Source organism: Ohtaekwangia koreensis (assembly GCF_900167975.1).
In the GTDB taxonomy this organism is placed as follows: Bacteria; Bacteroidota; Bacteroidia; order Cytophagales; family Cyclobacteriaceae; genus Ohtaekwangia; species Ohtaekwangia koreensis.
Window position 1 is genome coordinate 979,328 of sequence record NZ_FUZU01000002.1, and the last position, 21,577, is coordinate 1,000,904.

17 protein-coding genes are annotated in these 21,577 nt (G+C 41.0%); 8 read left to right on the top strand and 9 right to left on the bottom strand.

Annotated features, from left to right (window positions below; genetic code table 11):
- Nucleotides 1–74 precede the first annotated feature (74 nt).
- Nucleotides 75–2,285, bottom strand: a complete 2,211-nt coding sequence (locus B5Y40_RS17215) for a T9SS type A sorting domain-containing protein (protein ID WP_079688015.1) — start codon at nucleotides 2,283–2,285, stop codon at nucleotides 75–77.
- Between the two features lie 126 nt (nucleotides 2,286–2,411).
- On the opposite strand from B5Y40_RS17215, the gene B5Y40_RS17220 reads away from it, so the two are divergent.
- Together B5Y40_RS17220 and B5Y40_RS17225 are read left to right on the top strand one after the other, a co-directional pair.
- Nucleotides 2,412–3,698 (top strand): UDP-N-acetylmuramoyl-tripeptide--D-alanyl-D-alanine ligase, encoded by a 1,287-nt coding sequence (locus B5Y40_RS17220; protein WP_317043558.1) that lies wholly within the window; start codon nucleotides 2,412–2,414, stop codon nucleotides 3,696–3,698.
- A gap of 26 nt (nucleotides 3,699–3,724) precedes the next feature.
- Nucleotides 3,725–4,387 (top strand): DUF2461 domain-containing protein, encoded by a 663-nt coding sequence (locus B5Y40_RS17225; protein ID WP_079688017.1) that lies wholly within the window; start codon nucleotides 3,725–3,727, stop codon nucleotides 4,385–4,387.
- A 22-nt stretch (nucleotides 4,388–4,409) separates the two neighbouring features.
- On the opposite strand, the gene B5Y40_RS17230 is transcribed toward B5Y40_RS17225, so the two are convergent.
- Nucleotides 4,410–5,681, bottom strand: a complete 1,272-nt coding sequence (locus B5Y40_RS17230; protein WP_079688018.1) for a sugar MFS transporter — start codon at nucleotides 5,679–5,681, stop codon at nucleotides 4,410–4,412.
- 250 nt (nucleotides 5,682–5,931) lie between these two features.
- Here B5Y40_RS17230 and B5Y40_RS17235 point away from each other — a divergent pair, with 250 nt between their 5' ends.
- Together B5Y40_RS17235 and B5Y40_RS17240 are read left to right on the top strand one after the other, a co-directional pair.
- Nucleotides 5,932–6,849 (top strand): nucleotidyltransferase family protein, encoded by a 918-nt coding sequence (locus B5Y40_RS17235; RefSeq protein ID WP_079688019.1) that lies wholly within the window; start codon nucleotides 5,932–5,934, stop codon nucleotides 6,847–6,849.
- Nucleotides 6,850–6,993: 144 nt separating this feature from the next.
- On the top strand, nucleotides 6,994–8,019 hold the full coding sequence (locus B5Y40_RS17240) for a phosphotransferase enzyme family protein (RefSeq protein WP_079688020.1): 1,026 nt from the start codon (nucleotides 6,994–6,996) through the stop codon (nucleotides 8,017–8,019).
- A gap of 93 nt (nucleotides 8,020–8,112) precedes the next feature.
- Here the strand turns inward: B5Y40_RS17240 and B5Y40_RS17245 are convergent, their stop codons facing one another.
- Entirely contained in the window at nucleotides 8,113–9,192 is a 1,080-nt protein-coding gene (locus B5Y40_RS17245) for a mannose-1-phosphate guanylyltransferase (RefSeq protein WP_079688021.1), read from the bottom strand.
- 72 nt (nucleotides 9,193–9,264) lie between these two features.
- Nucleotides 9,265–10,233, bottom strand: a complete 969-nt coding sequence (locus B5Y40_RS17250; protein WP_079688482.1) for a KpsF/GutQ family sugar-phosphate isomerase — start codon at nucleotides 10,231–10,233, stop codon at nucleotides 9,265–9,267.
- Between the two features lie 58 nt (nucleotides 10,234–10,291).
- Between B5Y40_RS17250 and recQ the strand changes: the two genes are divergently transcribed.
- The 4 genes from recQ to B5Y40_RS17270 all read left to right on the top strand — a co-directional run bounded on the left by recQ (nucleotide 10,292) and on the right by B5Y40_RS17270 (nucleotide 15,934).
- Nucleotides 10,292–12,481 carry a DNA helicase RecQ gene (gene recQ, locus B5Y40_RS17255; protein WP_079688481.1) on the top strand — a complete coding sequence of 730 codons (2,190 nt, stop codon included), beginning with the start codon at nucleotides 10,292–10,294 and terminating at the stop codon, nucleotides 12,479–12,481.
- Nucleotides 12,482–12,693: 212 nt separating this feature from the next.
- Nucleotides 12,694–13,980 (top strand): phosphoribosylamine--glycine ligase, encoded by a 1,287-nt coding sequence (purD, locus tag B5Y40_RS17260; protein ID WP_079688022.1) that lies wholly within the window; start codon nucleotides 12,694–12,696, stop codon nucleotides 13,978–13,980.
- A 5-nt stretch (nucleotides 13,981–13,985) separates the two neighbouring features.
- The gene (ricT, locus tag B5Y40_RS17265; protein ID WP_079688023.1) at nucleotides 13,986–15,461 is read left to right on the top strand and encodes a PSP1 domain-containing protein; all 1,476 of its coding nucleotides are present in this window, start codon (nucleotides 13,986–13,988) and stop codon (nucleotides 15,459–15,461) included.
- Nucleotides 15,458–15,934: a gliding motility lipoprotein GldH gene (locus B5Y40_RS17270; RefSeq protein WP_079688024.1), complete on the top strand. Its 477-nt coding sequence runs from the start codon at nucleotides 15,458–15,460 to the stop codon at nucleotides 15,932–15,934. The genes ricT and B5Y40_RS17270 overlap by 4 nt, the downstream gene beginning before the upstream one ends.
- A 76-nt stretch (nucleotides 15,935–16,010) precedes the next feature.
- Here the strand turns inward: B5Y40_RS17270 and B5Y40_RS17275 are convergent, their stop codons facing one another.
- From B5Y40_RS17275 to B5Y40_RS17295, 5 genes are all read right to left on the bottom strand, one after another.
- Nucleotides 16,011–17,087: a transporter gene (locus tag B5Y40_RS17275; protein WP_079688025.1), complete on the bottom strand. Its 1,077-nt coding sequence runs from the start codon at nucleotides 17,085–17,087 to the stop codon at nucleotides 16,011–16,013.
- 103 nt (nucleotides 17,088–17,190) lie between these two features.
- Nucleotides 17,191–17,589 carry a hypothetical protein gene (locus tag B5Y40_RS17280; RefSeq protein WP_079688026.1) on the bottom strand — a complete coding sequence of 133 codons (399 nt, stop codon included), beginning with the start codon at nucleotides 17,587–17,589 and terminating at the stop codon, nucleotides 17,191–17,193.
- A gap of 268 nt (nucleotides 17,590–17,857) precedes the next feature.
- Nucleotides 17,858–19,087 (bottom strand): homoserine dehydrogenase, encoded by a 1,230-nt coding sequence (locus B5Y40_RS17285; protein ID WP_079688027.1) that lies wholly within the window; start codon nucleotides 19,085–19,087, stop codon nucleotides 17,858–17,860.
- Nucleotides 19,084–20,130, bottom strand: a complete 1,047-nt coding sequence (locus tag B5Y40_RS17290) for a homoserine O-acetyltransferase family protein (protein ID WP_079688028.1) — start codon at nucleotides 20,128–20,130, stop codon at nucleotides 19,084–19,086. Before B5Y40_RS17290 ends, B5Y40_RS17285 begins: the two co-directional genes overlap by 4 nt.
- Nucleotides 20,131–20,204: 74 nt before the next feature.
- Nucleotides 20,205–21,527: an O-acetylhomoserine aminocarboxypropyltransferase/cysteine synthase family protein gene (locus B5Y40_RS17295; protein ID WP_079688029.1), complete on the bottom strand. Its 1,323-nt coding sequence runs from the start codon at nucleotides 21,525–21,527 to the stop codon at nucleotides 20,205–20,207.
- Nucleotides 21,528–21,577: the final 50 nt, after the last annotated feature.

Genomic DNA, 21,577 nt, shown 5'->3' on the forward strand with positions numbered 1-21,577 from the left:
ACTTCTCTTATTCTACAATACTTAAATAAGTAATTACAATTGCTTGCGGGCGCAAAGATGGAGGAATACGCGAATTAATGAACTACAATTTTTTTCGCGAACGATTGATTATCCCATACGAAACGAACAATATATAATCCTGCAGAAAGCCTGACATCGTTTAATTGATTTGATTGGTTTGGTTGGACCAGGATTGGCTCGCTGATGATCTGCCCGGTGCTGGAAAAAATCTGCATGGAAACAGGCCGATCTGATTGTACACTCAAACTGCCTCCTTTAAGTACCGGGTTAGGATATATAGTAACGACAGGCTTCGCGGGAAGTTCAACACTGTTATCGTGTTTTAAAACTGTTAGCCCACCCGTTACATTTCCGGTAACAATAGCGGGCTGCGTAGTTCCAAACAGATTGACAATCGCTGGCCAGATTCTTCCGCCCAGGTTGCGTGTTTGGTAGGTTTCTGATAGTGGATTCCATACTATATTATTAACGGCGGCATCTGCATTCGCAGCTTGCCTGAAATTTTCCAGAATACGAAGTTCCCCTGTCTGATCACCAATCGCCAGGTCGTTTGTGCCGTTTCCATTCAGATCACCTGTAGCAAATGAAAGATTTTGCCGGAGTACGCTGGAGCCAATACCAAGATAGGTTTCACTTGTAAGAGTATAGCTTGGTGCATTGTTATTTCCTGAGTTTTTCCAGTAATATATAGCACCATTACTTCTTCCGTGAAGCAAATCTTTCTTGCCATCGAGATCGATATCGATCACTAGAATATTTTCGGTGGAGGCAAGCTCTGTAGTTATAGCTGGATTAATATCAATGGTTTGGATATCACCGATGGAAAAACTTAAACCGGCAGCTGCTTTGTTTGGAATATAGTTTAGTCGTGTAATACCATCAAAGAAACCTGTGGCTGTGAATACAAGATCTTGTTTGCCATCACCTGATATATCTGTAAACTGGATTTTGAGATTGTATAGGGCAAGCGTTGTGAAGTTCAGGTAATTGTCTTCGACCAACTTGAAACTGGGGGATGATTGACTTCCTGTATTCTCATATACCTTTATTGTAGCAGCAGTTACCTCTGATGTATTCTGGCTCACGAAGAGATCATAATCACCATCGACATCGAAGTCTGCGAAAGCAGGCACAGCATTGTCGCCCACATCGATCATTCTATCCTGAAGAAAATTAGCGGTGCTATAGGTGAAGACTGGTTTATCATTTGTACCCGAATTCTTATATACCCAGTTGGACATTGCCAGGTTTGTACTCAAACTTGTTTTCGTAAATATATTCGGAGTGATGATCAAATCCTTCAGACCATCAAAGTCTACATCTTCATAGTACGGTGCGGGGTAAAGAAAATTACTCGCATTGGTTGCAGGGAAACTTTCATCAGAGTTAACAACAGGATTTAATAGATCTCCTTTATTCTCTAAGAATGAAAGTCGTGTGCAGGTAGCTTCTGATAACAGCACATCCAATTGTCCATCTTGTGTAACATCGAGCATCAATAAACTTTTTCCTCCTGCATGTTCGACTCTTCCTCCTGTGGGACAAGCCTCACTATTAAAAGCAAAATTTCCACAGCTACATTCTGTTAAGCCTCCCCATTGCATCGTAATTCTTTCAAAGTCGAGTGAATCACAGTTATTGTTGTTGCGTTCGAGGCCGTAGTTCTTGTGATATTCTATCGTGCCATTTCCGGCAAAGCGTACTGTAAAAATGTCCAGATCGCCATCACCGTCTGCATCTGTAATGGTAGGAAGGTCATCATACTGAAGTTGCAGGTTTATCTTTTCTTCTGAAAATCCTTTTGTAAGCAGCACATCACTTTTATTTCCGTCATCATAGAATAAATGATGCTTCCATGTTAATGTTTCGCCAGACTGCGTTTCGTTTTTATAAACTTTTATCCCCAGAATATTTCCGGTGAATATATCTTTCCGTCCATCACAATTCAGATCGCGCAGTAAAATCCAGTTGGCAACATCGTTTGGAAAAAACGGCTCGTACTCAGGAGCATATACATATTGATTATCAAGATTGAGAAATGTAAAGATCTTGTTGGTCATTCTGTCAAAGAGGACAAGATCTTCCTGATTGTCCTCATTCAAATCCATGGTGTTATACTGTGCAGTATTAAGGCCACCAACCCAGGGCATCGTTAGGGTTGCTTTATCATTTTCAACCGGAATGCTTTGGTCTAGCACATACGTAAACTGAGCCTGAACGCCAAATGAAATGAAGAGAAGGAAGCAGGATAAAAGTAATCTCATGAAATAATTTTTCTATCTACTATAACGTAGTGGTCAGCGAGGCTGTTATCTTGCCACCAAGATACTTTTTCCCGTGCATAATCCCTATGAAGAAAATGACGGGTAAATAAATTTAAGAAGTTGATCATGATGAGTATTGCAGATTTGTATTCAAAATTTTTGATATCCGGCAAGGTGTCTACCGATACGCGACAGATCACACCGGGTTCTATTTTCTTTGCATTGAAGGGCGATCGTTTTAATGCGAATGAATTTGCTGCACAAGCGCTGGAGAAAGGGGCAAGCTTTGCTGTAATTGATGACTCGGCATACCGTGTAGACGATCGTTGTATTGTTGTTGAAAATGTATTGGAGACGTTGCAGAAACTGGCGCGTCATCATCGCGATCAGTTAAAAATACCGGTGGTAGGTTTAACGGGATCGAATGGGAAGACAACGAGTAAAGAACTTGTGAGCGTTGTGTTGAGTAAGAAATACAAAACCTACGCAACTAAAGGAAATTTGAATAATCATATAGGCGTTCCGCTTACTATACTTTCAATTGATGCATCGTATGAGATGGCGGTAGTTGAGATGGGGGCGAATCATTTAGGTGAGATCGCGTTGTTGTGTTCTATCGCCAATCCAACGCACGGTTTTATTACGAATATAGGGAAGGCACACATTGGTACATTTGGCGGATACGAAAATATTATCCGGGCGAAATCAGAATTGTTTCAGCACCTGATCGCAACCAACGGAACCGTGTTTATCAATTCGCAAAATCCCATTCTTGCAAATATGGCCAAACGATTTGCGAGCCCTATACTATATCCTGCCAAAGGCGATTATTATCATTGTGAATTAATAGGGGCTGATCCATTTGTAAAACTCAAAGCGGAGAATAATGAGGAGATTACCACCAACCTGATTGGTACCTATAACTTTGAGAACATGGCGGCAGCATTATGCATTGGAAAATTTTTCAATGTAGAAGGCACCCAGGCAAATCAGGCAATCGCTGAATATATACCTTCGAATATGCGTTCGCAGATTGTGAAGAAGGGAACGAACACAATTATACTGGATGCTTACAATGCAAACCCCAGTTCGATGCAGGCAGCCATTGAGAATATAGCGGCCATGAAGACTGCACGCAAGGTTGTGATTCTGGGTGATATGTTTGAGTTGGAAGAAGAGGCTGAAAAAGAACATCGAAGTCTTGGAAAGCTGATCCGGGAGAAGGGCTTGAAGGAAGTATATTTCTGTGGCAACCTTATCAAGACGGCCCTGGAGGAGATTCCACAAGCAAAGCATTTTACAACTAAAGATGCGTTGATGGAACAGTTGAAAAAAGACAATCTCTCGGATGCAACAATTCTTGTAAAAGCATCACGAGGTATAGGGCTTGAAACTATTGTAGAAGTTTTTTGATATATAGTAACGTTAAGATCTTGAATATGAATTTCCCTCTCGTTTTAAAATTCTTGAAAGACCTTGCAAAGAATAACAATCGTGAATGGTTTGATAAGAACAAGCCTAAATATCTGGAGGCAAAAGAATCGTTTGATCAAATAGTAGCGAACCTGCTGGAAGAGATGATCAAGTTTGATGATACACTTGGCGGGCTTGATCCGAAGAAGTTAACCTTCCGTATTTATCGCGATGTACGATTCAGTAAAGATAAGCGTCCTTATAAAAATAACTTTGGCGCAGCAATTTCTTCTGAAGGAAAAGGGTTAGGCACTCCCGGTTATTATTTTCAGATAGAGCCCGGGAATAAAAGTTTTGTAGCTATAGGTTTGTTTCAGCCACAGCCTGAATACCTTGGTAAGGTTCGCCAGGAGATTGACTATAACGGTGATAAGCTGAAGAAGATCTTCAATGAAAAGAAATTCAAAAAGAGCTTTTCAAAATTTTGGGATGAAGATTCACTAAAGAAAGCTCCGAAGGGATACCCGGCCGATCACACGTATGTTGAATGGTTAAAACTGAAAAGTTTCGTTGTCATACACGAGTTCACCGATAGCGAAGTGACTGACAAGAAGTTTATGAAAAATGTAATTGATACGCTAAAGTCAGCGAAGCCCCTGAATGACTTTTTGAAAGAAGCTATAGCTTGATGCTATAGCTTCTTTTTATTTCTTAAGAAGTTTGAATTTTTCTACCTGCGCGATATCCACTCATGGCAAAGTATAGGATATAGAGGTAACAAGGCACCATTAACAAATACGCATCCTGGGAATTCCAAACCTCAGCAAATTTAGCGTATACTAAAGGTAGTATAGCTCCACCGGAGATCGCCATAACCAGGAAAGCAGAACCGGTTTTGGTATACTTGCCAAGGCCATCAATGGCTAGTGGAAATATAGCCGGCCACATCAGTGAGTTTGCCAAACCTAATGCTGCGATAAAACCCACCGAAACATAACCGGTCGTAACCACGGCCAGGATGGTAAAGATAACTCCGAGAATTGCACAGAATTTCAATGCAACCGCCTGCGATATATAGCGGGGTATAGCGATAATGCCTACAACATATCCCAATAGCATGAAAGCAAGTGTTCCCTGCGTGAAAAATCTGGCCATAGATAACTCGATTCCTAGTGATTTTCCGTAGCTGATGATTGTATCGCCAGCCATTACTTCAACACCTACGTATAAGAATAATGCAAGAACGCCAAGTAATAGATGAGGAAACTGAAATACACTTGTCTTGGAAGAATCCGAAGAGTGATTCGCAGAGTCGTCACCGGTATCTTTAATATCCGGAAGTGATGAGAACAGAATGGCTATTGCCAGAACAACCAGAACAGCGGCTATAATTACATACGGTATAATAACACGGCTTGCCAGTTCATCGAGCTTCGCTTCTCTAGCTGCCATATCCATGGTTTGTAAACTCTTCTCAAGAACGTCAGCGTCATTCAATGCTATATATCCGAAAATAAGTCCGGCAAGTATACCTGCTATCTTATTACTAATACCCATGATGCTAATGCGGGTTGCCGCACTTTCAATGGGACCAATTATTGAAACGTAAGGATTCGAGGCGGTCTGCAGTAATGCCAGTCCTGTTCCTATAATAAAAAGACCCACTAAAAAAAGATTGAAGTTTCGGTCTTGAGCAGCAGGAACAAATAGTAGAGCACCTATAGCCATGATTCCCAATCCCAATGCCATTCCTTTTTTATAGCCAACTTTACTTAGCACAAAAGAAGAAGGCAGAGCCATCACCGTATAGGCTATAAAGAAAGCGGTCGCTACCAGGAAAGATTCAAAATCGCTTTTTAGTTGACACGCGATCTTCAGGTAGGGAATGAGAGTTCCATTCACCCACGTTACAAATCCGAAAATAAAGAACAACGCTCCGATGATGATCATCGGCACCAGGTATTCATTCTTCTGCTTTGTCATGATAGGTTTATAAAGTAATTAGGTGGTTTAACTTCTATATTGATAGTGTGCTTTATGCACGCACTTTTATTAAAACTTTTATTTTTGCGCCTTGTTATTTTTCCAAGCTCGCAATGGTGTTTCTTGAAAGCTATTTTTCTGTTCCTTCCGGAAGATATTATAGACTTCGGTTAAAACGTAATAAACAGCTTCAAAAGCAAGTGTTTGCGGAAACACACCATCTATTTATTCTGAAATAAACTAAAACACAATGGACACACCAAATCGCACACAAAAAAAAGTAGCGCTGCTCGTAATGGCTGCAGGGATCGGAAGCCGATACGGAGGCATAAAACAAATTGACGGATTTGGCCCCAATGGCGAAACAATCATGGATTACTCGCTTTTTGATGCCATTCGTGCTGGGTTCACAAAAATAGTGTTCATCGTTCGTGATGAAATCCTGGAAACAGTAAAAGAAAAATTCCTTCCCAAACTTCAGGGCAAAGTTGAAGTTGAGTTTGTAGTACAGTCCATCGATAAACTTATACCACCACATTATAATACCAACGAGCGCACAAAACCTTGGGGTACAGGACACGCATTGTTATGCGCTAAAGATGTGATCACAGAGCCGTTCATTGCTATCAATGCTGATGACTTTTATGGTAAGGATGCTTTTGTGTCAGTAGCGGATTATTTTAAGAATGATACCACTGGAGCTCACGCTATGGTTGGCTTTACGTTGAGTAAAGTATTATCGGAGCATGGCAGTGTTTCAAGAGGTGTAGGCGAGGCTGATAAAGATGGCTACCTGCAGTCGGTAGTGGAGCGTACAACCATAGTATTGGAAGACGGCAAGATCATATCAAAAGAAAAGGAAGGCGATCGTATACTGGATCCAAATGCGCCAACGTCTATGAACTTCTGGGGCTTTCATCCGGAAGTGTTCAAGCTGGCATCAACGATGTTTGAAGACTTCTTGAAAGAGAATCATCAAAATCTGAAAGCAGAGTTTTATATACCGCTTATTGTAAATGAACTGATCCATAGAGGCATTGGTAAAGTGAAAGTATTGGGTGGAGGAAATATATGGTTCGGTGTTACCTATAAAGAAGATAAAGAAGAAGTATCCTCTAAAATCAAGTCATTGATTACTAAGGGCGACTATCCTGACAAGCTTTGGTAGCCTGGCACAAAACTATTTAATGCAACACAAAAAATCTCCCGCAGGTTCTCATAAAGCAGTTATTGTCTGCTGGAATCTGCAGGAGATTTTTTGTGTTGGGCTATATATGTATACGCTATGCTCATTTGCATGTATATTTGATTCATGGCATTAGATGATATTCGGAGAAAATTTCCGCTGGGTACAGGCAAGTTTCAAGTCGAACCGATCCATGCAGGGTATATCAACCAAACATATAAGCTTACAGGAGAGAACTCCTATATACTTCAGCGTCTTAATAAAAATGTATTTAAACATCCGGAGACCGTAGCGAAGAACATTCGTGCTGCAGCAGACTATATTTACCTGCATGACCCGGATTATTTATTCCTCTCCAGTATTAAAACCACTTCCGGAGATGAAATGGTCTACGATGATGAGGGATTTCCCTGGCGCCTTTTCCCCTATATAGCGAATACAATTACCGTTAACAAAGTTGAAACGGAGGAAGAAGCATTTAATGCTGCCAGTGGTTTTGCCCGCCTTACTAAAAAACTGGCGGGTTCTGATCTCACATTATTTCAAGCTACCATCGATCGGTTTCATGATTTACGCTGGAGGTATGAGCAATTTGACGAAGCGTTAACACGAGCTACACCAGAGCGAAAAGAGGAGGCATCGAACGTAATCAGGACTTGTCAATCATATATATACCTCGTAGAAAAGTATAGACAGGTGATAGCGAGCGGTGATTTGTCATTGCGCATCATGCACAATGACACAAAAATCAATAATATATTGTTTGACGCCACTACGCGTAAAGACATTTGCGTAATTGACCTGGATACATTAATGCCCGGTTATTTCATTTATGATCTTGGCGATATGATTCGCACGTTTGTGAGCCCTGTTGATGAAGAAGTAAAAGATGTATCACAAATCGTTGTGCGGAAAAATATTTACGATGCGCTTGTGAAAGGATACCTCTCGGAGATGGATAGTATACTAACAGAGAAAGAGAAAGGATTGATAGAATTTTCAGGACAGATGATGACCTATATTATGGGGTTAAGAATGCTAACCGATTTTTTGAATGGAGATATATACTATCAGACTACTTATCCTAAGCAAAACCTGATTCGTGCGCGCAATCAATTACGGCTGCTTGATTTACTGGCTGGTAACGGATAAGGAAGAAGTTCAGCGAATGCTTATACTATATATTACTTCTCAGATTTCGCAAGAATTTGTAAGTATTGTTCCTGCGAAATCTGAGTGAATATACTATATAAATTCGTTAGCTCCGGGCCGGGTTTTTACATCATTTACGAACTTGCGGAATTGCTCTTCTTTGTCTTTTTCGCAAACTATAATAACGTTTCCAAATTCTCCAACCAGGTATCCATTCAAGCCCTGTACTACAATAAGTTTGTCGGGTGAACCTTTAATGATTGAGTTACGCGTTTCATACATCAGCGCGTTTGCAGCAAGAACGTTGTTGTTGTCATCTTTCTCAGAGATCTCGTGAATAGATCCCCATGAGCCAAGATCGCTCCAGGTAAAATTGCCAAGGCAGACATATACGTTGGAGGCTTTCTCCATGATTCCGTAATCTATAGATATACTCTTGCTCTGAGAGTATGCACTGAGGATTGCTTCTTTTTCTTCGGGTGTACCCAGTTTCGGTTTTACAATTTCATCGAAGACTTCAGCAGTTTCGGGTAAATGTTGATGAAATGCATCCAGGATGGCTTTAGCTCCCCAAATGAAAACTCCTGAGTTCCATACAAAATCTCCACTCTCTAAAAATTTCTTTGCAAGAGATAGCTCAGGCTTTTCAGTAAAGGTCTTTACTTTTTTTGCAAAGGTTTTATCTGTATGATATTGTATATAGCCATAGCCTGTTTCAGGTCGTGTAGGAGTGATGCCTAAGGTCATCAATTTATCTTGTCCCTTCGCTTGATCGGCAGCCTTCTTGATCACATCCAGAAACTCCTGCTCCCGAAGTATAAGATGATCGGAAGGAGTTACTACTATGATAGCATCTGTACTTCGCTGTGCAATCTTATAGCTGGCATACGCTATACAGCAAGCTGTATTTTTTCGCATGGGCTCTGTTAGAATCTGCTCGTCCTTTATCTCCGGAAGCTGCTGCTTTACAAGCTCTGCATGTTCTTCATGCGTCACTATATAAATGTTCTCTGCTGGACAAATGGGGAGGAAGCGTTCGAACGTAGATTGAAGTAAGGTTTTACCGGTGCCAAGAACATCTAGAAATTGCTTCGGTTTAGAGTTACGACTGTATGGCCAAAAACGGACTCCGACACCACCGGCCATTAGCACTACATATAAATTTTTGTTCATTTAGTTTTTAGACGTAAGACGTTTTACAAAAGAAGTCAGTAACAGAATTTTATAAAAGAAATATTTGAAATATTAGACGATTCCTTCTTTCAGAAGGTCATGTAAATGTACAAAACCGACAACTCGCACTCCGTCCATGACAGGTAGTTGGGTAATATTTCCCTCTTGCATCTGATGTAAGGCTTTGACTGCAAATTCATCTTTTTCGATATTTTTTGGATTACGCGTCATTATAGCGGAAGCTTTTATACCACTTAGGTCAGTATTCTTTTCAAGCATACGTCTAAGATCCCCATCAGTTATGATTCCTAATAAATTTTGGTGTTCATCCACTACTGCAGTACAACCAAGACGTTTAGACGATATTTCCAATATAACATCCTTAAGTGGAGCGTCTGGACCTACAAGTGGTAATGCATTATGACTATAAACATCTGATACTTTTAAATATAGTTGCTTGCCCAATGAACCTCCCGGATGGTATTCAGCAAAGTCGCGACTTGAAAAATCCCGGATCTCCAACAAGCATACAGCAAGAGCATCACCGAGTGCAAGATGTGCAGTAGTGCTCGTAGTCGGTGTAAGATTATGAGGACATGCTTCTTCTGCAATCGTTGCATTTAATATGAAATCAGCTTGTTGCGCTAAATATGAATTTGTATTGCTAACTAAAGCAACAAGCTTCGATCCTCTGCGTTTGAGTAGTGGAACCAATACTTTGACCTCTGGAGTGTTGCCACTCTTGGAGATACATATAACAATGTCATCTTTCTGAATCATGCCGAGGTCTCCATGTATAGCATCAGCAGCATGCATGAAAAGTGAAGGAGTTCCAGTGGAGTTTAACGTAGCAACAATTTTATTGGCGATGATGGCACTTTTGCCAACGCCTGTAATGACAACGCGGCCTTTCGCAGAATAAATTTCTTTAACACAGGCTTCGAAATCGTCATCAATAAAATTGGTGAGATTCTGAATTGCTAAGGATTCATTTATTAATACATCCCGTGCAATTTTTTTAATATTTTTTCCTAAATTCAATGCCTTTTCAAAATTAGCTTTGTCTGTGGACAAAGATATAACTTATCAAGACGAAATGATGTTGGTCGAAGAGAAAGATGCACTAAAAGAAAGACTCAAGGAGATATTTGGGTATAGCCAGTTTCGTGGTAATCAGGAAACGATTATCCGTAATTTGCTGGATGGAAGAAATACATTTGTAATCATGCCAACAGGAGCAGGTAAATCACTGTGTTACCAGTTACCTGCTATGATCAATGATGGATTAGCGATTGTTATATCACCACTCATCGCGCTAATGAAAAACCAGGTTGATCAGATGAACGCATACGGTGTTAACGCGCGCTTCCTCAATTCTACATTAAGCAAAAGTGAAATCACCAGGTTGAAGAAAGAGTGTATGAACGGTAACGTAAAACTTCTTTACGTTGCACCGGAATCACTCAACAAAGAAGAGACTATAGAATTTCTCAAGAAAGTAAATGTCTCTTTCGTTGCTATAGATGAAGCACACTGTATATCTGAGTGGGGACATGACTTCCGTCCGGAGTATAGAAGAATCAAAGCAATGATTCACAACTTAGGTGATATGCCTGTGATTGCACTTACAGCAACGGCTACACCGAAAGTACAAATCGATATTCAGAAGAACCTTCAGATGGAAGAAGCAGATGTATTCATCTCTTCATTCAATCGTAAAAATCTATACTACGAAGTTCGTCCGAAGAAAGAAACGAAAAAGCAACTGATCAAATTCCTGAAAGACCACAAAGGTAAATCTGGAGTGATCTATTGTCTCAGCAGAAAGAAGGTTGAAGAGATCGCACAATTACTAAATGTAAACGGATTTAAAGCTGCACCTTATCATGCTGGTCTTGATCCGGATGTGCGTATGAAAAATCAGGATGACTTTCTGAATGAAGAAGTAGACATCATCGTTGCTACTATAGCATTCGGTATGGGTATAGATAAACCAGATGTTCGCTTCGTAGTACATTACGATGTTCCTAAATCACTTGAAGGATACTATCAGGAAACAGGTCGTGCTGGTCGCGATGGATTAGAGGGCCTCTGCTTAATGTTCTATAGTCATAATGATTTGAACAAGCTCGAGAAATTCAATAAAGATAAACCTGTACAGGAAAGAGAGAACGCGCGTATTCTTTTACAAGAGATGGAATACTATGCGGAGTCTCCTGTGTGTCGTAGAAGACAACTGCTTCATTACTTTGGTGAAGAGTATAAACAGGAGAACTGTGGCATGTGCGATAACTGTGTACATCCGCGCGAACGCTTTGAAGGTATGGATGCTGTGGGACTTGTAGTGCAGGCAGCAAAACTTACCAACGAGCGCTTCGGACTTAATCACCTTGTAAATGTTATACGCGGTGTTGAAGATGAGTATGTAAAAAGTTACGGACACTTTGATCTATCTGTATATGGTAAAGGAGCAGATGAAGATGCTGACTATTGGAAATCAGTAATCCGTCAGACATTGATATACCAGTATCTTGAAAAAGATATTGATAATATAGGGGCGTTGAAGGTTACGAAGCGAGGAGAAGATTTCATCAAGAAACCTCACTCGATAGAACTTGCCCGCGATCATGACTTTACTACCGAGGTAGATGAAGAAGAAGAATCAGCTGAACGTGTACCGGTGAATACAAAATCGTATGACGTTAAGTTGTTCGAGATTCTTAAAACACTTCGCAGGAAAATAGCGAAGGAAAAAAATCTTCCTCCGTATGTAATTTTCCAGGATCCTTCATTGGAGGAAATGGCTACAACGTATCCTACAACCAAAGATGACCTTGCGCAGGTGAATGGTGTAGGTATGGGTAAAGTGAATAAGTTCGGAAAGGAATTTCTGGAAGTTATTCAAAACTATGTAGACGAAAATGATATTGAGACTGCTAGCGATGTAATCGTAAAAGCTTCTGTTAATAAGTCGAAGACAAAAATCTTTATCATTCAGCAAATCGATCGTAAGGTAGATCTTGAAGAAATAGCAGAGACGATCAGTCTTTCATTTGAAGACATGCTGACAGAGATCGAGAACATTTGCTATTCGGGTACAAAGCTTAACTTGAATTACTATATCGACCAGGTGCTGGATGCACACAAGCAGGAAGATATACATGACTATTTCATGAATGCAGAAACCGATAGCCTTGAAGCAGCTCTGAACGATGACTCAATTGCTGACTACTCGGAAGAAGAAATCAGAATGATGCGCATCAAGTTTATGTCAGAATATGCAAACTGATTAACGTTATCAACATATAGCAGAAACGTGAATGGATATTCCCATTCACGTTTTTTGTTTATAGCCATCCTGATCGTTATCCATCATGGTTGTTTTAGCTTCTTCACTTCTAAACAATTCGCAATTGGCAGATAACGATTCACAGTTAACTTCTCCCCGTTTTATTTAACCGATTTCGCGGCTATCTTTGGGATTCAACTGATTTGACCTCAATGAATATACTTATAATCGGCAATGGTGGGAGAGAACATGCTCTCGCCTGGAAAATAAAGCAAAGCCCTCAGTGTGATAAGCTCTATGTTGCGCCAGGTAATCCAGGTACGGCAGAGATCGCTGAGAATGTATCCATCGCTGTCCATGAATTTTCTAAGCTCGGACAATTCTGTCTGGAGAATGCAATAGAACTTGTTATAGTCGGTCCTGAAGCACCACTGGTAGATGGCATCCGCGATTTCTTTGAAGCTGATCCAAAGCTTAATAACATCCTGATGGTAGGCCCAGGTAAGGTTGGAGCACAACTGGAAGGAAGTAAAGATTTCTCCAAACAGTTCATGCTCCGCAACAACATCCCGACAGCAAAAGCAAGAACATTTCAAGTGACTGATCTTGATCAGGCTTTCGACTACATTTCAACGTGCAAACCTCCAATCGTTTTAAAGGCAGATGGACTTGCTGCCGGTAAAGGCGTTATCATTAGCCTTAGCCAGACAGAAGCAAAGGCAGTGGTAAAAGAAATGCTGGTGAATAAAAAATTCGGAGCAGCAAGTGCGAAAGTATTGATCGAAGAATTTTTGAATGGTATAGAGCTGTCTGTTTTTGTTTTAACGGATGGTAAGGACTATGTCATTCTCCCTGAAGCGAAAGATTATAAACGCATTGGTGATGGTGATACTGGCCCGAACACCGGAGGCATGGGCGCTGTGTCACCAGTAGTGTTTGCTACAAGTTCATTCATGAAACGTGTAGAAGAAGAAGTAGTGAAGCCGACTATAGAAGGTTTGCAGAAAGATGGTATAGACTATAAGGGCTTCATCTTTGTCGGGCTGATGAATGTTGGAGGAACTCCATACGTCATCGAGTATAACGCACGTATGGGTGATCCTGAAACGCAGGCCGTGATGCCTCGCATTAAAAGTGATTTCCTGGAATTGTTGATAGCAGCCGCATCGGGTTCTTTAAAAGATAAAACGATCGAGATCGATGATCAGCATGCTGTTACGATAGCGTTAGTTTCAGGTGGATATCCGGGTGACTATGAAAAAGGGAAAGTTATCCGCGGTCTGCAGAATCATTCCAAGGCATTGGTCTTCCATGCAGGAACCAAACAGCATAAGGAAAATGTAGTAACAGAAGGAGGACGTGTACTGGCTATATCTGGTAAAGGAAACTCCCTGGATGAAGCACGCGAGGAAGCGTATGAAACGGCCAAGCAGATCCAATGGGATGGCTTGTATTTCCGCAATGATATTGGACAGGATTTATTGAACTATAAAGTGTAAGCCGGATGGGATGCTCATGTGGATCAACAAAAGATAAAGACGGCAAAACAGCTGGTTGTAATAACAATGGAGCCTGTAGTACCGGTGGATGCAATAAAATGAACGTGTTCGATTGGCTGTCCAATATGGATATGCCAACGGAAGATCGATTCAATGTTGTTGAAGTGCGTTTTAAAAATGGCAGAAAGGAATTCTTCAGGAACTCCGAGAAGCTAAACCTGACAACAGGTGATGCTATAGTTGTGGAGGTTCCGAATGGACATCATATAGGACATGTATCGCTGCAGGGTGAACTTGTTCGACTGCAGATGCAAAAGAAGAAAGTTGCCAACGATGGTGAGATTAAAAAGGTATATCGTATAGCGCATCAGAAAGACCTCGAGAAATTCGAAGAGGTGAAGAAGCGTGAGATGCCTACACTTTATCGTACGCGCGAAATCATTCGCGACTTGAAACTGGAAATGAAACTTTCTGATATCGAGTATCAAGCCGATAATATGAAGGCAACATTTTTTTATTCTGCCGATGATCGCGTTGACTTTCGTGAACTGATTAAACTCCTTGCGGGTGAATTCAAGATCCGGGTAGAGATGCGTCAGATCAGCTTGCGTCAGGAAGCCGGTCGTCTCGGAGGTATTGGTGTATGCGGACGTGAACTATGTTGTTCTACATGGCTCAGTGATTTTAAAAACGTAGCAACGAGTGCAGCGCGCTATCAGAACTTGTCATTGAATCCCAGTAAACTCTCTGGTCAGTGCGGAAGATTAAAGTGCTGCCTGAACTATGAGTTGGAAACCTATATGGAGGCATTGGAAGATATACCGAAAGTAGAAACTCCATTGCTCACAGAGAAAGGCGAAGCGGTTCTTCAGAAGACAGATATATTCCGGAAGATCATGTGGTTCGGCTTTAAAGAAGAGAATACGTGGTATCCGCTAAATATAGAACGCGTGAATCACATCCTTCGCATGAACAGTGAAGGGAAGCGTCCTGCTACATTAGAGATAGATATAGTAGAAGAAAAAATAATGTCAGGTCCGCTGAATAGCGATCTTGATCAGATGGACAAGCGATTCAAAAGTAAATCGCGCAATAAGAAAAAGCCTGGTAACAAAGGAGGTTCTCCGAATCCCCAGAATCCACAGGGCCCACCAACTGGACAAGGTAACCAAGGCAACCGTGGTGGTGGTAACAAGGGCAATCGCGATAACCGTCAGAATCGTCCGAATAAAGATCAGGGTGATATACAGGGGCCTCGCGAAAATCGTCAAAACCGCTCGAACCAAAACGATATACAAGGACCGCGCGAGAATAAACCCAATCGTCCTAATAACCAGGGACAGAATGATATTCAGGGGCCGCGCGAAAACAGACCACAGCGCTCGAATCAAGGACCGCGTGAGAACAAACCGAATCGCGATAATCGTGGCGGTAATCAAAATCCAAACCCGAATAAACCAAAGCCAGGCAATCAGCCATGAGAGTTTTCTGGACAGTTATAGTCTTAGTGATCCTCGTAACAGGATGTGAAGACAATCGTATTTATGAGCAATATATAGACTTCGAAGAAGGATATTGGTTGGTGGATAATAAGCCGGAGTTTGAGTTTGTTATAGATGATACGAATGTACGCTATACACTCTATGGCAATGTACGTAATGCGGTTTCATATCCATGGTCGAGATTATTCATGACGTACTATCTGCAGGATTCGATTGGCAATCAAATTCACAAGAGTCTCATCAGTGATTACTTGTTCGAGTCCAAATCAGGTGAACCGCTTGGCACCAGCGGACTGGGAGATATATATGATCACAGACTGATGTTGCTGAAAGATTATCAATTCAAAGATGCAGGTAAGTATAAAATAAAGTTCGAGCAATTCATGCGCACCGATACATTACAAGGTGTACTCGCTGTAGGATTAAGAATCGAAAAATCGGTTAAGCCTTAATAATAACACAGTATATAACTAAAAAAGGGAAGAACTATATTTAGTTCTTCCCTTTTTTGTTCATGTATGTCGTTGTCTATTTCGAGAGTCTGTAAGCGTAAGAGATTGATATCAGCCAATCTGCAAAAGCGGCATCGCCATGCTGATAAGTCCCTGTAATTTTTGTTCTCTCTTTGTCGATAACGCTCTGCGTGCGATTTCTTTCCAATGCGATTGGGAGATTTGCACCGAAGGAATGCTGTCCTGTAGTAAAGGCAATGGCAGGTTCAACAGATATAATATAGCCAGGTCTGCGAAAGCCATCACTATCACCAAAGACATCTTTATAAGGTATACCTTCATATCTTCCTCCAAGAGATAGTTGAATCTTTTTGATAGAGTATCTTGCTCCCACACGAAACAGAAATTGATCTACTACTGACATCTCGTTTGACAAAGGAATATTGTTTGTTAGCGTTTGACTTCTCAGCGTGCCATTTGTATTTCGTGGATTGAATAAATATATACCAGTTGCATACCCGTGCCATTTGATTCCGAGTTGTTGTGAGAAATCAAACTCCGTGATTATACCTGTGCCGCCATCTCCAAGCTGGATGGATTGATCAACAGGTAAATGTTGAATGCCATCGGCCTTGTGAAAGTCATCTTTATAATTATAATTTCCCGTAGGGAGTTTAACTCCCAATCCAACAAGTAAATGTGTTTTACGAGCGTGAGGAAGAGCCGATAAATAACCCATTACACGTATATCGCCAAGCCCTTTAGAAGATGTATGGTAACGTTCTCCGCTGGTGTTTCCTTTGTGCTCATATAGCGATGAGCGATCAATGAATATGAGAGGTATTGTTGCAGAGAAGCTCCATCGTCTGTTTAAAGTATAGCTTACTCCCAGCAATAGTGAATTGTCATTATTGATTACTTCAGTCCCATTGTCAACTCTGTTTTTCTCTTCTTCTTTACCACGGAAATGGCGAAAGGATTTGAAGTACCGATAATTCATGGAAAGCTGCCATGACTTATTTACGGTTGAATCGAAAGACAATGAGCATGACGACATATTTCGAACGGCAACACAGCCTTGTGCAAAGCTGTTTGTGTTAGCAAGTAATACAGCAAACAGAAGTATATAGATTGAGTAAAATTTTACGTTCATAAAGTAGTAGAGTTAATATTCCAGTATATAATATAAGTATACGCGTATGTAAAACTACATGCGTTGTTATAGCATCATGAAGAGTTGATGCTGTTAAGAAAAATTACGACAGGAATATCTTGGGAGGAGGAGTATCAATTGAATGCAGACCCTGGAGTACAGCGGGGAAGATCGTTGTCTCCAGTTTTTTTAACACAATGGTATAGCCAACAGTAATGATTGCTTTGCTTTCTGTATGAAAATCCTTGAAGAGCTTTGACAGGAAGTTAGAAGCTTGCTCTGATCCAACAGGAAGATTATTTGCCTGCTTTGAATAGTCGGATAGACTCTCTTCAATGAGCTTGGCTTCTTTATCTTTTACACAAACTATAAATAATGTGTCGTTTTCAAGTTTTTGTTTTACGAGTTTGTAGTACTCACCGGCATATTCGAAATCGCCATGAACACGCTCGTAGCTTCCTTCGGAAACCTGATAAGGTAATGAGAAAGGTATAGTAAGCACTATAGATTCTTCTTTGCTATAGCTGGACGCATTTAAACGTTCCAGTAGACTTTCTTTAGCGTGCTGTTTGATTCCCCAGTAAACAAGATAGTAGCCTCCTGTGTTGAACAGAAAGATGAGCAGAAAGAATATCGATGCTAATCTTTTCAGGGTTTGGGTTTTTGGTCTTTAGCATAGTTATCAAAAAAGCCTGTTAAAAGCAAAAGAGACCGTTGATGTACGGTCTCTTTTGCAATTTTTTTATTACAGCTTGGCCTGAGGCGAATTTTTATGCTAAAAGCGCTTCCTGCTTGGATGAAGTTTTAACGGGAATGAACTGACTGTTTGGAGCCAGGATGATTCCCACGCCATCCGCCTGCGACCATTCTTTTAACTTCGAAAGTTTCACCTGTCCTACCATATATTGTTTTCCGTGTGCCGCATAGCCGGATTGGAACACTTCAAAATCATTAATCGTAATCTTAACACTTTCATCAAAGCTGATATAGGCTTCTACAATAAGTTCGTTTGAGAACTCGAAGCGATCGGCCTGATGAAGTTTTTTATACTCATATATATAGTCATACGACAATGCCGAAAGATCAGACAACACAGCAGACCCGGTCGGGTAACTTCCTGCGCCTTTGCCTATAAAGAGTTGTTTCTCAGCAAAGGCGCCCTGCACTTGCACCGCATTATACTCGTTGCGTACAGATGCTAACGGATTGGTTGCTTCAATGAATTGAGGCGCTACAAATCCATATACTCTGTTATCAAGTCTGAACGAACGGGCAATAAGCTTTATAGTATAATTGTTTTCGCGTGCGAATTTCAGATCCAGATCCGAAATTTTATCGATGCCTATATTGATCACATTTTCCGGTTGTATGAATAATCCGAATGTGTGTGCAATGGCAATTACCAATTTATATTTTGGATCATACCCTTTTACATCCAGGCTCGGATCACTTTCAGCGAAGCCAAGCTCTTGTGCTTTTTTCAAAGCGTCCGCATAGGTCTTCTTCTCCTCGAATACTTTAGTAAGTATATAATTGGTAGAACCATTGAATATACCTTCTATACTATTGAGGAGGTCATTATCATAATACTCTTCGAGATTACGAAGTATAGGAATGCTTCCGCAGACAGCGCCTTCATAGAGCACTGGCTTTCCTGATTTCTGCTGAAGCTCATATATTTCTTCAAGATGTTCGGCTAACATTTTTTTGTTAGCAGTAACAACAGCTTTACCGCGAAGCAATGCAGTCTTCACAATTTCATAAGCAGCGTTGGCATCATCAATCAACTCAACAACAACATCGATCTCCGGGTCATTCAAAATCTCATCTTTGTCGAATGTGAAGAAGTCTTCCTTTACAGGACGTTCTTTATTCTTGCTCTTCACGCATACTTTTTTGATCTCCGCCTGGACACCGCCATGGGTTTCGTGCAAAACGTGATACAGGCCCTGACCCACACATCCAAATCCAAAGAGACCTAACTTTAATTTTCTTCTCATGATAATACCTTTCTTAATGTTTTCTGATTGTAAAACTGTTTTATGATCGTGTCCAATTGTTCGAACTCTACTAAAAATCCATCGTGTCCATAGAGAGAAGTAAGCTCAGCGTACTGTGCATGCGGAATATTCTCAGCCAGGAATTTCTGCTCGCTTACAGGGAAAAGAAAATCCGTATCGATTGCCACTACCAATGCTTTTGCGCGAATGGAATGCAACGCTTCTTTTATACCCAAACGATTCCTTCCTACATTATGGCTGTCCATAATTTTAGAAAGTGTATAGTATGTAAAGGCATTAAAACGATTTACCAATTTTTCTCCCTGGTATCGCTGATATGTAGCAGCTCTGAATTCTCCAAGCTTGTCGTTGGTTTTTTCGGCCTGCGTTTGATTGAAGGTTTCGTAATAACGATACGAGATCATACCAATGGCACGAGCTGCTTTCAATCCTTCTGATCCTGCACGAAGATCGTTTTCTTTCCACGTTGGATCCGCTTCTATTGCCAGGCGTTGTGCTTCGTTAAACGCTATACCCCAGGGTGAATGAAATGCATTGCACGCCAGCGGAATGATATACTCGAATACATCTGGTTGTTGTATAGCCCACTCAACAACTTGCTGGCCACCGAGTGAGCCACCAAGAAGAGTATATATCTTTTCAATCTTCAGTTCTTGTCGTAACAGATCAAAAGCCTTTACAACATCGCGATTGGTAAGCAATGGAAACGTATGGTAAAATGGTTTACCCGTTTCCGGATTGATGGAAAGAGGTCCGGTAGAACCGTAGCATCCTCCCAGAATATTCGCGCAGATAATAAAATGTGTATTCGGATCGAAGGCACTTCCTTCACGAAAGAGATCGCCCCACCAGTCTGTAAAGTCAGAGCTTCCCGTTAACGCATGGCAAACCCAAACTATATTTGAGCGGTCGGCATTTAACTTTCCAAGTGTAGTATATTTTAACTGAAAACCCGGAAGTGTTTCTCCGCACTCAAGGTTAAAAGAATGATTGTAATGAAAGGTGTGATCGTGTTTCTCCATGATGGTGGTGGTGCTTCACCCGTTACCCCTCTCCCTGGCAAGGAGAGGGGACGGATACTTATACTTAACTTTAACTAGGATATTAATTCGCCTTCGTATACTTTTTGAAAAGCTTCCTGAAGGTCTGCTTTGATATCATCGATATGTTCAATACCTGCAGATATTCTTAATAAGGTTGGCAGTACACCCGCGGTGATCTGTTCTTCTTCGCTTAACTGCTGATGCGTTGTAGCGGAAGGTTGAATGATAAGTGTTTTTGCATCACCAACATTTGCAAGGTGACTGATGAGTTTCAAGCTATCTATAAACTTAGCAGTATGCTGCTTGGTGCCTTTTAACGTAAAAGAAAGGACAGCGCCAAATCCATTGCGTAAATATTTTTTGGCAAGTTTATGATAGGTGCTGCTTGGTAAGCCCGGGTAATTTACACTTTCGACAAGCTCATGTTGTTCAAGCCATTGTGCTAACGCCAATGCATTGTCTACAGAGCGTTGTACACGCAGGGAAAGTGTTTCTAATCCTTGCAACAGAAGGAATGAGTTGAAAGGACTCAATGCCGGACCGAAGTCGCGTAAGCCTTCTACACGGGCGCGAATGATGAATGCTATATTTGGTAAACCCAGTGGATTACCCTCACCAAATACTTCCCAGAATTTTAATCCATGATAACCTTCGGATGGTTCTGTGAACTGAGGAAATTTACCATTGCCCCAATTATAGTTTCCGCCATCTACAATAACACCTCCTATAGATGTACCATGGCCACCGATCCATTTTGTAGCAGACTCTACTACTATATGTGCGCCATGTTCGAGTGGTCTGAATAAATATCCGGCAGCGCCAAAGGTGTTGTCAACGATTAACGGCAGGTCATGTTTTTTTGCAAGCGCAGCAATCGCTTCAAAATCCGGAATGTTGAAGCCGGGATTTCCGATCGTCTCGAGATATAGGGCTTTTGTTTTTTTATCGATATGCTTTTCAAAAGATTCCGCCTTATCGCCTTCAGCAAAACGTACATCTATACCAAGGCGTTTAAAGGCTACTTTAAACTGGTTATAGGTGCCGCCATATAAAAATGAAGTCGATACAAAGTTATCACCCGCCTGAAGTATATTATTCAAGGCGATGAATTGAGCGGCTTGTCCGGAGCCGGTAGCCAATGCAGCTACTCCACCTTCGAGCGCAGCAATACGTTTTTCAAACACATCATTCGTGGGATTCATGATGCGCGAGTAAATGTTGCCGAATTCTTTCAGCGCAAAAAGATTTGCACCATGCTCGGCATCTCTGAAGGTATAGGAAGTAGTTTGATAGATTGGTACAGCGCGTGAACGGGTTGTGGGATCTACTTCTTGACCTGCATGTAATTGGAGGGTTTCAAAATGTAAGTTCGACATAACTATATATTATTAAGTTTAGAGAGGATGACTAAAAATTATTTCTAAAA

What these genes read in the sequence shown, in the direction of transcription:
- B5Y40_RS17220 (WP_317043558.1), top strand. Translation starts at nt 2,412, where the DNA reads ATGATGAGTATTGCAGATTTGTATTCAAAATTTTTGATATCCGGCAAG.
- recQ (WP_079688481.1), top strand. Translation starts at nt 10,292, where the DNA reads ATGTTGGTCGAAGAGAAAGATGCACTAAAAGAAAGACTCAAGGAGATA.
- B5Y40_RS17290 (WP_079688028.1), bottom strand. Translation starts at nt 20,130, where the DNA reads ATGGAGAAACACGATCACACCTTTCATTACAATCATTCTTTTAACCTT.
- B5Y40_RS17225 (WP_079688017.1), top strand. Translation starts at nt 3,725, where the DNA reads ATGAATTTCCCTCTCGTTTTAAAATTCTTGAAAGACCTTGCAAAGAAT.
- B5Y40_RS17215 (WP_079688015.1), bottom strand. Translation starts at nt 2,285, where the DNA reads ATGAGATTACTTTTATCCTGCTTCCTTCTCTTCATTTCATTTGGCGTT.
- B5Y40_RS17270 (WP_079688024.1), top strand. Translation starts at nt 15,458, where the DNA reads ATGAGAGTTTTCTGGACAGTTATAGTCTTAGTGATCCTCGTAACAGGA.
- purD (WP_079688022.1), top strand. Translation starts at nt 12,694, where the DNA reads ATGAATATACTTATAATCGGCAATGGTGGGAGAGAACATGCTCTCGCC.
- B5Y40_RS17240 (WP_079688020.1), top strand. Translation starts at nt 6,994, where the DNA reads ATGGCATTAGATGATATTCGGAGAAAATTTCCGCTGGGTACAGGCAAG.
- B5Y40_RS17275 (WP_079688025.1), bottom strand. Translation starts at nt 17,087, where the DNA reads ATGAACGTAAAATTTTACTCAATCTATATACTTCTGTTTGCTGTATTA.
- B5Y40_RS17245 (WP_079688021.1), bottom strand. Translation starts at nt 9,192, where the DNA reads ATGAACAAAAATTTATATGTAGTGCTAATGGCCGGTGGTGTCGGAGTC.
- B5Y40_RS17295 (WP_079688029.1), bottom strand. Translation starts at nt 21,527, where the DNA reads ATGTCGAACTTACATTTTGAAACCCTCCAATTACATGCAGGTCAAGAA.
- B5Y40_RS17230 (WP_079688018.1), bottom strand. Translation starts at nt 5,681, where the DNA reads ATGACAAAGCAGAAGAATGAATACCTGGTGCCGATGATCATCATCGGA.
- B5Y40_RS17285 (WP_079688027.1), bottom strand. Translation starts at nt 19,087, where the DNA reads ATGAGAAGAAAATTAAAGTTAGGTCTCTTTGGATTTGGATGTGTGGGT.
- B5Y40_RS17235 (WP_079688019.1), top strand. Translation starts at nt 5,932, where the DNA reads ATGGACACACCAAATCGCACACAAAAAAAAGTAGCGCTGCTCGTAATG.
- ricT (WP_079688023.1), top strand. Translation starts at nt 13,986, where the DNA reads ATGGGATGCTCATGTGGATCAACAAAAGATAAAGACGGCAAAACAGCT.